The sequence below is a fragment of the Streptomyces sp. NPDC006510 genome, assembly GCF_040611955.1.
Classification (GTDB): domain Bacteria; phylum Actinomycetota; class Actinomycetes; order Streptomycetales; family Streptomycetaceae; genus Streptomyces.
In genome coordinates, this window is the sequence record NZ_JBEXPH010000239.1 from 1 (window position 1) to 10,714 (window position 10,714).

A 10,714-nucleotide genomic window follows, 5' to 3' on the forward strand; every position below is an offset into this window, starting at 1 on the left:
GCCGCGCACCGCGAGGGCCGTCTGCTCTTCGGCACCGTCGACACCTGGCTGATCTGGCGGCTCACCGGCGGCGCCGTGCACGCCACGACGCCGACGAACGCCGCCTCCACCGGTGGCTATCTGCTGGAGCGGCACGCCTGGGACGAGGAGTGGATCGGCCACCTCGGCTTCCCCCTCGACCTGCTCCCGGAGCTCCGCTCCGACGACGCCGGGTTCGGTACGACCGACCCGGCCGCCCTCGGGATCGCCGTCCCACTGGCCGCCTCCATGGGCGATCAGCACGCCGCACTCGTCGCGCTCGGCGGCCTCGCCGCCGGGCAGGGCATGTGCGTGTACGGGACCGGCGCCTTCGTCGACGCGGCGACCGGCACCACGCCCGCCCTGCCCCGGCCGGACATCTCCGGGGTGCTCGCCCAGCCCGGCCGGCGGCAGGGCGACATCAGCCACTACAGCCTGGAGGCCTACACCTCCACGGCGGGGTCGGCGCTGCGCTGGCTCTGCGACGACCTGGGCCTGTTCGCATCTCCGAAGGAACTCGGTGAGGAGGCGGGACGGGTCCCCACCCGGCCGGGCCGCACCCCGCGTTTCGTCCCGGCACTCGCCGGGGTCCGTACGCCGGTCTGGCACCCGGAGGCCACCGCATCCCTCACCGGGCTCACCCTCGCCACCACCCGCGCCGATCTCGCCCGCGCCGTGCTCGACGGGATCGCGCACTCGGTGTGCGACCTGATCGACGGGGTCGCCGACACCATGGGCACACCGTTCACCCGGCTCCGGGTCGGCGGCGGTGTCTCCGGCAGCGACCCGCTCATGCGGATCCAGGCCGATCTGACCGGCCTGCCGCTGGAGCGGGTCTCCGACTCCGCCACCGCCAGCCTGCGGGGCACCGCCTATCTCGCCGGTGTCGCCCAGGGCCTGTGGTCCTCGCTCGAAGAGGTCGTCGAGGCACAGCCGCTCGGCCGGATCTTCGAGCCCACGACCACCGCGGCCGAGCGCACCGCACAGCGGTCCGCCTGGCGCGACGTACTCATCGCCCACCTGAACGACCCCGCCCTGCTCCCCCTGGCGGACCCCGAACCTCACACCCCCCACTGACGGCCCCCGACCGTCACCCGGCGGCCCGTACCGACCACGCGGCCGCCGCACCGAAACACCAGGAGTTGATGTTGTGATCACCATGCCCGCCCGGAAGCCGCGGCGCAGCGCCGCGGCGACCCGCCGAACGCCCCTGCTGCTCGACCGGGCAGCCCTCAAGCGCCGGCTGGCCGACGACACGTACGACGTGCTCGTCATAGGCGGCGGCATCACCGGGGCGTACGCCGTGCTCGACGCGGCCTCGCGCGGGCTGCGCGCGGCGCTGATCGAGAAGGACGACTTCGCCTCCGGTACGTCGTCGAAGTCCTCGAAGATGGTGCACGGCGGCCTGCGCTACATCGAGCAGGGCAACGTCAACCTGGTCCGCCACTCGCTGCTGGAGCGGCACCGCTTCCGGAAGAACGCCCCGCACCTGGTGCACCGGCTGCCGTTCCTCTTCCCGATCCTGGAGAAGGAGGGCATCTTCGACGCCCGCCTCGCCAAGGGTTTCGAGGGGCTGCTGTGGACGTACGACCTGGTCGGCGGCTGGCGGATCGGGAAGCTGCACCAGCGGCTCACCGTTCCCGAGGTGCTCGCGCAGGCGCCGACGCTGCGCGCGGAGAACCTCAAGGGCGGGCTGATGTACTTCGACGCCCGCACCGATGACGCCCGCCTCGTCCTCACCATCGTCCGGACCGCCGCCGCGCTCGGTGCGACGATCCTCAACGGTGCCAGGGCCGAGGGTCTGCTGATGCAGATGGGCAAGGTGGCCGGTGCCCGGGTCTCGGCGGACGGCGACACCTTCGACATCCGTGCGCGGGCCGTCGTCAACGCCACCGGCGTATGGACCGACGAGCTCGACGCGAAGGCCGACGACGGTCACAAGCCGCAGGTCAGGCCGGCCAAGGGCGTCCACATCGTGGTGCCGTGGGACAAGGTGCGAATCAACTGCACGGTCACCGTGCCGATCCCCGGCCGGGCCCGCCGCGCGACCTGCACCCGCTGGGGCAACAGCGTCGTGCTCGGCACCACCGACGAGGACTACCAGGGCTCCCCCGACGATGTGCACTGCACCCGCGAGGAGATGGACTTCCTGCTGGAGGGCGCCAACACCGCCTTCGAGGGGAAGCTCACCCCGGACGACGTGGTCGGCTCCATCGGCGGTCTGCGCCCGCTGGTCGGCGGCAGGGAGGGCGCGACCCTCGACATGCGCCGCGACCACCACATCGCCATCGGCCGCACCGGCATGGTGACGGTGACCGGCGGCAAGCTCACCACCAGCAGGCACATGGGCGAACTCGTCATCGACAAGGTGATGACGGTCCTCGGCCGCAAGGGGAAGAGCCGCACCACCGACCTCCCGCTGCTCGGCGGCGCCGGTTACGACGCCGAGGCCGTCGCGGCCTCCGGCGGCATCGCCGCGCACCTCGGCGAGCGCTTCGGCACCGAGGCCCGCTTCGTCGGCGACCTGATCCAGGACGACCCGGCGCTGGCCGAGCCGATCGTCGCGGGACTCCCGTACACCAGGGCGGAGGTCGTGTACGCGGCCCGCGCCGAACTGGCCCGCTCGGTCGACGACGTGCTCTCCCGCCGGATGCGCGCCCGGCTGTTCGCCCGGGACGCGTCCGTCGACGCCGCCGCGGCCGTCGGCGCGATCCTCGGCCAGGAACTGAACCTCTCGGAGGCCGAGGTCGACCGCTCGGTCGCCGAGTACCTCGCAGCCGTCCAGCACGAAAAGTCCGTACTCCTCGAAGGGGCAGCAGCATGATCAGCCGTCAGACCATCACCCACCCGTTCAACCGGGGCAACTACACCATCGGCGCCCCCAGCTTCGCCAAGTGGGCACAGAACACCCCGATCGGGGACGGCGAGGCCGCGCTCCAGGTGAACCCGGTCGAGGTTCCCGAGACCGTGATCGAGGCGCTGCGCGAGGCCGCGCACGCGGTGCACACCGCCCGCGAGGAGGTCGTCACCCGGACCCGTGACTGGTGGGCCGGTTCGATGATCGGCGAGACCGAGGGCCGTCCCGCGACGCCCGACGCGGTGATCGTCGAGGCTGCCGACGCCGACCAGGTCGCGGCCGTGCTGCGGATCTGCCACGAGGCGGGCATCCCGGTCACCCCGTCCGCGGGCCGCTCCAACGTCACCGGCGCGGCGCTGCCCGTCTTCGGCGGTGTCGTCCTGGACGTCTGCGGGCTGAACGCGATCACCGGCTTCGACGCCGAGTCCAACATCGTGGACGTCCAGGCCGGCATGTTCGGCGACCTCTTCGAGAAGCAGCTCCAGGAGGAGTACGGCGTCACCACCGGCCACTGGCCGTCCGCGTTCGCCGTCTCCACGGTCGGCGGCTGGATCGCCTGCCGCGGCGCCGGTCAGCTCTCCACCCGTTACGGCAAGATCGAGGACATGGTCGTCGGGGTGGACGTCGTGCACGCGGACGGTACGCGGGCCACGTACGGCGACTACGCCCGCGCCGCGGTCGGCCCGGACCTGCGCCAGCTGTTCGTCGGCTCCGAGGGCACCCTCGGCGTCATCGTCTCGGCCCGGCTGCGGGTCCACCCGCTGCCGGAGTACGCCAACGCCGTCGCGTTCGGCTTCAAGACCTTCGCCGAGGGCCTGGACGCCTGCCGCAGGATCATGCAGCGCGGTGCGACCCCGGCCGTCCTGCGCCTGTACGACACCCTGGAGTCGGGCACCCACTTCGGCCACCCGGAGACCAACCTGCTGCTCATCGCCGACGAGGGCGACCCGGCCATCGTCGACGCCTCGATCGAGGTGGCGGCCGAGGTCTGCCGGGAGTACGGCCCCGAACTGGACAGCAAGGCGGTCTTCGAGCGCTGGCTGGACGAGCGGATGCTGGTCGGCAAGTCCGCCGACGGCTTCAAGCCCGGCCCCGGCTTCGTCGCCGACACCCTGGAGATGGCCGCGTCCTGGACCGACCTCCCGGTGATCTACGACGAGGTGGTCGCCGCGATCCAGTCGGTGCCCGGCACCCTGGCCGCCTCGGCGCACCAGTCCCACGCGTACACCGACGGCGCCTGCGTCTACTTCTCGCTGCGCGGCGACGTGGCACCCGAGTCGCGCCGCGACTGGTACCGCTCGGTGTGGGACGCCGCCAACGCCGTACTGATCAAGCACGCGGCGGCGCTCAGCCACCACCACGGCTGCGGTCTGCTGCGCGGCCCCTACCTGGAGGAATCCCTCGGGGCGGGCTTCGCGACCTTCGTCGCGGTGAAGAAGGCCCTGGACCCGGCCGGCATTCTCAACCCTGGCAAACTGGGCCTTCCCAGCCGATTCGGTACGTCTCCGCTGAACTGACATCACGCCTCAGCAGCCACGAACCCCTCCCTCCCCAGGCAGGTCCTTGCCATGTCCCCTTCCCCGTCCCGGTCCAGCGCCGCCCTCGTCCCCCGGCTCGCCTCGGCGTTCGCCGAGGTGCCGGTCGTGGCGTCGGTGGTCGGCACCCAGCCGCTGCGTGAGTTCCTGACCGCGCCGTCGAAGGTGTGCATCCTCGCGTCGTTCGCGGTGGGGCAGCTGCCCCAGGTCGTGCCGGCGCTGGGCCGGGCGGGGAAGACCGTGTTCGTGAACGTGGACAGCAGCCCCGGTCTGGCTCAGGACCGGGGCGCGCTGGAGTTCATCAAGAACATGGGCGCACACGGCGTGGTCAGCACCCGGCTCTCCCTCATAGAGAAGGGCCGGCCGCTGGGGCTGCTGACGATGATGAAGGTGTTCGTCACCGACCGGTCCAATCTGCGCCGCTCCACGGACGCGATCTCGCGCGGGGCGCCGGACCTGGTCGAGATCATGCCCGCCCCGATCATCGCCCGGATGAGCGCGCAGGCACAGCGTGCGATGTCCCCGTCGGTGGCCGCGGGCTTCGTGGAGACCGCCGCGGACGTCTCGCTGGCGCTGGCCCTCGGGTCGGCTGCCGCCGCCACGTCCGACCCCCGCCTCTGGCATCTGCGCCGGGACCAGCTGCCGCCGGTCCCGCCCGGTGCCCTGAAGAGGCCCGCCCCACCCCAGGAGTAACCCCATGACATACGTGGTCGTAGCCCGTTACCGCACCGAGGCGGGCGAGGAGAACACCGTCCTGCCGCTGCTCGACGCGATGGCCACCGCCTCCCGCGCGGAGCCCGGCAACCTCGCCTACCGGGTCCACCAGGGCACCGAGGACCCGCGGGCGATCGTGCTGTACGAGGAGTACGCCTCCGAGGCCGACTTCACCGAGCACTGCGCCACCCCGCACTTCCAGGAGATCGTGCTCGGCAAGGTCGTACCGCTGCTGGAGAGCCGCGACGTGCTGCGCTGCGCCCCGCGTCCGGAGGCGGTCGCGTGAAGACCCGTGCGGTGGTGCTGCGTGGGATATCGACGGCCCGCCCGTACTCCGAGTCCCGTCCGGTCGAGGTGGAGGAGCTGGAGCTGGGCGCCCCGCGCGAGGGCGAGGTGCTGGTCCGTATCGCCGCCGCCTCGCTCTGCCACTCGGACCTGTCGGTGGTCAACGGCGACCGGGTCCGGCCGCTGCCGATGGCGCTGGGTCACGAGGCGGTGGGCGTCGTCCAGGGCACCGGACCGGGCGTCGGCCGGGTCTCCCCCGGCGACCATGTGGCACTGGTCTTCGTGCCGAGCTGCGGCTTCTGCGGCGACTGCGCGGCGGGCCGGCCGGCCCTGTGCGCACAGGCCGCGGCGGCGAACGGTTCGGGTGGACTGCTGCACGGCCCGTCGCTGCTGACCGACGCCTCCGGCAACTCGGTCCATCATCAGCTGGGTGTCTCCGCGTTCTCCGAACACGCGGTGCTGGCCCAGGAGTCGGTGGTCCCGATCCCCAAGGACATCCCGTTCACCGTGGCGTCGATGTTCGGCTGCGCGGTCCTGACGGGCGCGGGCGCGGTCATCAACACGGCGGCCCTGCGTCCGGGGCAGTCGACGGTGGTCTACGGCCTGGGCGGGGTGGGCCTCTCCGCGGTGCTGGGCGCCCGTGCGGCGGGGGCGTACCCGATCATCGCGGTCGACCCGGTCCAGGAGAAGCGCGAGCTGGCGCTCCGGCTGGGTGCGACACATGCCTACGCCCCCGACGACGCGCTGCGGCAGATCCGCGAACTCACCTCCGGCGGAGCCGAGTTGGCGGTCGAGGCGGTGGGCAGCCCCAAGGTCATGGCCGAGTGCCTGAGCGCCGTGGCCCGGGGCGGCAAGGTCGTCTCGGTGGGCCTTCCCGCCCCCGACCGGGTGCTGGAGGTCCCGGCCCTGGCGTTCGCGGGCGAGGGCAAGTCGCTGCTGGGCTCGTACATGGGCGACGCGGTGCCGCGCCGCGACATCCCGAGGTTCCTGGACCTGTGGCGGGCGGGCCTGATGCCGGTGGAGCGGATGCACACGGGCACACTGCCGCTGACCGACATCAACGCGGCGATGGAGGAGCTGGCTTCGGGCCGGGCGATCCGTCAGGTCATCGACACCTCGGGCATGCTGGACGCCTGACGCCCGATCCGTGCCCCGGTCGGCGGCGCCCCTGGTTGTCCGAGGGAGCGCCGTCGACCATGGACTGTCAGCCACCGGCTGTAAGCCATCAACCGTCAGCCGTCGGTCTCCTCCGTGTCCGGCGCGTCGGAGGACGTGAAGTGCAGGGAGATCTTGCGGCGGCTGATGCGCCACCCCCGCTCTCCGCGCACGATCACATCCTCGTAGGTCACACTTCCGCACCCGCCGTCCGCGCCGACACCGATCCCCTTGGACCGCGCGTGGACCCGATCGTCCCCGGCCTCGGTGAGAACGATGTTGGTGACATGGTGTCCGACGGGCGCGTCATACTTTCCCGCCCGCGCCCGTGCCATGTCCCGGAAGGCGGCCAGCCCGTGCAGCTCTCCGTGCCCGAGGTTCGAGGCGTCGTAGACGATGTCTTCGGTGAACAGCTCGTCCAGTCGGTCCAGTTCCTCGTTGTCGACCAAGTGCCCGTGCAGCGCGAGCAGTTCGGAAATGTCCAGACGGTCCTCGACTCCGAGCGCCATTGCCGGTCCTTTCGTGAGGTCTCGCGACGGTGCGGCAGTTATACGGGGAGAGCTCCCCGTGCGACCCGGCACGGCACCGGTCACACCGCCGCGGCTCGGGGAGTTCATTCCGCTGGAGCAACCGCGCGGCGGTCGTAACGAAGCAGCACGACCCCGCTGCCGAATTCCCGGGTCCCGGCCAGACGGAGGCCGGTTCGGACCGCCGAGTCCGGAAACAGGGGCTTGCCCCGGCCGATGAGGACCGGATGGACGTAGACATGGTACTCGTCGATCAGGTCCAGCCGCATGAAGGTCGCGGCGAGATCGGCACCCCCGAGACACAGATCGCCGCCGGGCCGCGCCTTCAGGACCCTGATCTCCTCGGCGTCGACCTCCCGCATGATCGTGGTGTTCCAGTCGGCCCGTTCCAGGGTCCGGGAGAACACGATCTTGGGCATGTCCCGCCAGATGCCGGCGAACTCCGCCTCGGGACCGCTGCTCGACGGATCGGCGTCGGCGGTCGGCCAGAAATCCGCCATGAGCTGATAGGTCACACGGCCGTCCAGGAAGCCGCCCATGGCCCTGAGCTGCTCATTGAAGTGACTGTGCAGTTCGTCGTCGACCAGATGCCAGTCGATCTCGCGGTCCGGTCCCTCGATGTAGCCGTCGAGGGACACCGAGACCATCAGGACGATCTTCCTCATCGCATTCCTCTCCCGCCGGAGACGTCGCGCCACCCGGGTGCCCGGCATCACAACAGTTGACGCCTCGGCACCGAACCTGGCAACACCCGACACGCTTCGCGGACGCGGAACGGCGACAGGGGCATACCGTGGATCCCTTCGATGCGGATCGCACCGGGCCGGCAACGGCGGCCGCGGGGCTTCGACCGGCGCGGTTCCGCCGCTGCGAAAGAGGTCATGCGTGAGAGTCGGTACGGCCCGAGCGGCCGCGGTCCAGTGGGTCACCGAGCACGCCCGGCCCGCTCCCGGCTTCCGTGGCGCCTACTTCAGCGGCTCCACAGTGGGCCTGCCGGACGACGTCGAACTGTCCCCGTACTCGGACGTGGACGTCGTGGTCGTCACCGCCGGGCCCGACCCGCACGCCAAGCCCGGCAAGTTCCGCTTCCGGGACGCACTGCTGGAGGTCAGCCATCTGCCGTGGGATCAGCTCGCCTCGGCGGACGATGTGCTCTCCTCGTACCACCTGGCGGGAAGCTTCCGCCGGGACACGGTCATCGACGACCCGACGGGCCGGCTGCGCGAGCTGCGGGCCGATGTGTCGCGCCGGTTCGCCGAGCGGCCCTGGGTGCGCCGCAGATGTCTGGACGCCGAGCGCCGGATCGAGACCCGCCTCGCCGCCTTCGACACCTCCGCGCCGTTCCACGAACAGGTGACGTCCTGGCTGTTCCCCACCGGGGTCACCACCCACGTCCTGCTGGTCGCCGCGCTGCGCAACCCGACGGTCCGGCTGCGGTATCCGGCGGCGCGCGAAGTGCTCGACGCGTACGGACAGGCGCACCTGTACCCGGAGCTGCTGGAACTCCTGGGGTGCGCACGGCAGTCGGCGCACCGGACGGGTCACCACCTGGACGAGCTGGCCCGCACCTTCGACGCCGCCGCGGCGGTGGCCCGCACGCCGTTCTTCTTCAGCGGCGACATCACCGCCGGGGCACGACCGGTCGCCATCGACGGCAGCCGGCACCTCATCGAGCGGGGCGACCACCGCGAAGCCGTGTTCTGGATCATCGCGACTTTCGCGCGATGTCACACCGTACTGGCCGCGGACGCCCCCGAACTGCATCACGCACGTCTCCCGGCCTTCCGGGAGGCGGTCGCCGATCTCGGCATCACGTCCACCGACGACCTGCTCCGCCGGGGCGAGGAGGTCATCGCCTTCCTCCCCGGGCTTCGGCGGACCGCCGAACAGATCAGGGCGGCCAACACCGGCATCACCGGATGACGCGGATGAGACGGATGACGCGGGCGGAGGCCGGGTCAGTAGTGGCCCGTCTCGCCGTCCAGGATCTCCCTGATGGACGCCGAAGCCACCCGACGCACTGTCACACCTCATAGCACCTGTCGGCCGGTGCGACGCCCAACTCCCCCTCCCTCCCGGTGTGTCGCCCTGATACCTTGGCCGACATGTTCCTCTTCCTTGCGTAGGACCCCGCACTGACCGCACCCCCCGCTTCCGCCGGGTGCGGCACTTCGGTGTCCCCGCATACCCGCAGCGCCCTCTGCCGCGCTGCCCTCACGAGGAACGTTTCGATGCTCTCGCCCTCACCCGTGCCTTCACGCACGCCTTCGTACGCCGCCGTGCTGCGAACCCCGCACGCCGCCCGTACCTTCGGGGCCGCCCTGCTGGGGCGGCTCTCGTACGGAATGGTCTCCCTCTCCCTGATGCTGGCGGTGAACGCGAGCGCCGGCTCGTACTCCGTCGCCGGTGCCGTGATGGCCCTCTTCGGGGCGGCCAGTGTCTTCCTCTCCCCCGCCCGTGCCGCGCTGATCGACCGGCACGGGCCGCGCCGGGCCCTGCCGCCGATGGCCGTGGTCTACGCGATACTGCTCGCCGCCCTCACGTACGCCACCTGGCGGCCGGGGCCCTCGGCGTTCCTGCTGGGGGCGTTGGCCGCCGCCGCGGGGGCCTTCTCACCACCGCTGGGGCCGGTGATGCGAACCCTGTGGAGCGGTCTCGTCGCCGACCGGGAGCTGTTGCGGCGCGCCTACAGCCTGGACGGTGTCGCCGAGGAACTCCTCTTCGTCAGCGGTCCGTTGCTGGTGGGGGTGGTGGTGAAGTCCGCCTCGCCCGCGGCCGGGATCGCGGTCAGCGCCGCGCTGATCCTCTCGGGCACGCTGGCGCTGGTGTCGTCACCGGCGGTACGCGGTACGGGCGTGGCGCCGTCGGACGACAAGGCCGCCGGACCGGATGACCCGCCGGTCGGGCGGCGGCTGCTCGGCGTCGTCGGGCTGCGGCACGCGGTGCTGGTGACGGCGGCCGTGGGGTTGTGCCTGGGGGGCCTGGACCTGCTGGTGGTGGCATTCACCGAGCAGCGTCACCAGGGCGCGGCGGCCGTGTCGTGGGTGCTCGCCGCGCTCTCGGCCGGAAGCGCGGTCGGGGGGCTGGCCTACGGTGCCGTCTCCTGGCGGGCGTCGAACCGGGTGCGGCTGCCGCTGCTGGCCGTCGGCCTTGGCGCTGCCGTGGTCGGGGCCGGGCTGTCGCCCAGTGTGTACGTGCTGGCCGCGCTCGCCGCGGTGGCCGGGCTGTTCGTCGCGCCCGCGCTGACCACCGCGTACCTCATCGCGGACGAGTCCGTGGGCGCGGGCAACCGGACACAGGCGGGTGCCTGGGTGAACACCGCGGTCAACGCCGGGTCGTCGGTGGGCGCCGCGGCGGTGGGTCTGCTGGTGGACCGGCTCCCGCCGGCCGTCTGCTTCGCGGTCGCGGCGGTGCCCGCGCTGTTGTGCGCGGCCGTGGTGGCGCGCGGTGCGGTGAGCCGTTCGTGACCGTGGAGGCGGGCACACCGGGTCCGCCCGGTGCGCGCCAGTCCTCCCGGACGGCCGCCGGGTCCGCCTCGATCGCCGGTGCCACGGTGTCCAGCAGCGAGGCGGGGGGGGGGGGGCGCCGGGCCGGGGGGGCGCGCCGGCCGCCCACGTAGTCTG

10 protein-coding genes are annotated in these 10,714 nt (G+C 72.1%); 8 read left to right on the forward strand and 2 right to left on the reverse strand.

What is annotated here, in order from left to right; translation table 11 throughout:
* The 6 genes from ABZY11_RS38940 to ABZY11_RS38965 form a co-directional block, all read left to right on the forward strand.
* Positions 1 to 1,095: FGGY-family carbohydrate kinase (locus ABZY11_RS38940; RefSeq protein WP_356483699.1), on the forward strand; the 1,095-nt coding region annotated here is incomplete at its 5' end.
* A 73-nt stretch (positions 1,096 to 1,168) separates the two neighbouring features.
* Positions 1,169 to 2,842 (forward strand): glycerol-3-phosphate dehydrogenase/oxidase, encoded by a 1,674-nt coding sequence (locus tag ABZY11_RS38945; protein ID WP_356483700.1) that lies wholly within the window; start codon positions 1,169 to 1,171, stop codon positions 2,840 to 2,842.
* Positions 2,839 to 4,392, forward strand: a complete 1,554-nt coding sequence (locus ABZY11_RS38950; protein WP_356483701.1) for an FAD-binding oxidoreductase — start codon at positions 2,839 to 2,841, stop codon at positions 4,390 to 4,392. The genes ABZY11_RS38945 and ABZY11_RS38950 overlap by 4 nt, the downstream gene beginning before the upstream one ends.
* A 51-nt stretch (positions 4,393 to 4,443) precedes the next feature.
* Positions 4,444 to 5,103, forward strand: a complete 660-nt coding sequence (locus tag ABZY11_RS38955) for a glycerol-3-phosphate responsive antiterminator (protein ID WP_356483702.1) — start codon at positions 4,444 to 4,446, stop codon at positions 5,101 to 5,103.
* 4 nt (positions 5,104 to 5,107) lie between these two features.
* Positions 5,108 to 5,410, forward strand: a complete 303-nt coding sequence (locus tag ABZY11_RS38960; RefSeq protein ID WP_356483703.1) for a putative quinol monooxygenase — start codon at positions 5,108 to 5,110, stop codon at positions 5,408 to 5,410.
* The gene (locus ABZY11_RS38965) at positions 5,407 to 6,546 is read left to right on the forward strand and encodes a zinc-binding dehydrogenase (protein ID WP_356483704.1); all 1,140 of its coding nucleotides are present in this window, start codon (positions 5,407 to 5,409) and stop codon (positions 6,544 to 6,546) included. Before ABZY11_RS38960 ends, ABZY11_RS38965 begins: the two co-directional genes overlap by 4 nt.
* Positions 6,547 to 6,641: 95 nt before the next feature.
* Here the strand turns inward: ABZY11_RS38965 and ABZY11_RS38970 are convergent, their stop codons facing one another.
* Together ABZY11_RS38970 and ABZY11_RS38975 are read right to left on the reverse strand one after the other, a co-directional pair.
* A complete protein-coding gene (locus ABZY11_RS38970) occupies positions 6,642 to 7,073 on the reverse strand; it encodes a nuclear transport factor 2 family protein (protein ID WP_356483705.1) in 432 nt (143 codons plus the stop codon).
* A 104-nt stretch (positions 7,074 to 7,177) separates the two neighbouring features.
* Entirely contained in the window at positions 7,178 to 7,756 is a 579-nt protein-coding gene (locus ABZY11_RS38975) for a dihydrofolate reductase family protein (RefSeq protein ID WP_356483706.1), read from the reverse strand.
* Between the two features lie 220 nt (positions 7,757 to 7,976).
* Between ABZY11_RS38975 and ABZY11_RS38980 the strand changes: the two genes are divergently transcribed.
* Positions 7,977 to 9,014, forward strand: coding sequence for a hypothetical protein (locus ABZY11_RS38980; RefSeq protein WP_356483707.1), 1,038 nt, complete (start codon positions 7,977 to 7,979; stop codon positions 9,012 to 9,014).
* A 308-nt stretch (positions 9,015 to 9,322) separates the two neighbouring features.
* Positions 9,323 to 10,558, forward strand: a complete 1,236-nt coding sequence (locus ABZY11_RS38985) for an MFS transporter (protein WP_356483708.1) — start codon at positions 9,323 to 9,325, stop codon at positions 10,556 to 10,558.
* Positions 10,559 to 10,714 lie beyond the last annotated feature (156 nt).

What these genes read in the sequence shown, in the direction of transcription:
- ABZY11_RS38950 (WP_356483701.1), top strand. Translation starts at nt 2,839, where the DNA reads ATGATCAGCCGTCAGACCATCACCCACCCGTTCAACCGGGGCAACTAC.
- ABZY11_RS38955 (WP_356483702.1), top strand. Translation starts at nt 4,444, where the DNA reads ATGTCCCCTTCCCCGTCCCGGTCCAGCGCCGCCCTCGTCCCCCGGCTC.
- ABZY11_RS38960 (WP_356483703.1), top strand. Translation starts at nt 5,108, where the DNA reads ATGACATACGTGGTCGTAGCCCGTTACCGCACCGAGGCGGGCGAGGAG.
- ABZY11_RS38970 (WP_356483705.1), bottom strand. Translation starts at nt 7,073, where the DNA reads ATGGCGCTCGGAGTCGAGGACCGTCTGGACATTTCCGAACTGCTCGCG.
- ABZY11_RS38975 (WP_356483706.1), bottom strand. Translation starts at nt 7,756, where the DNA reads ATGAGGAAGATCGTCCTGATGGTCTCGGTGTCCCTCGACGGCTACATC.
- ABZY11_RS38985 (WP_356483708.1), top strand. Translation starts at nt 9,323, where the DNA reads ATGCTCTCGCCCTCACCCGTGCCTTCACGCACGCCTTCGTACGCCGCC.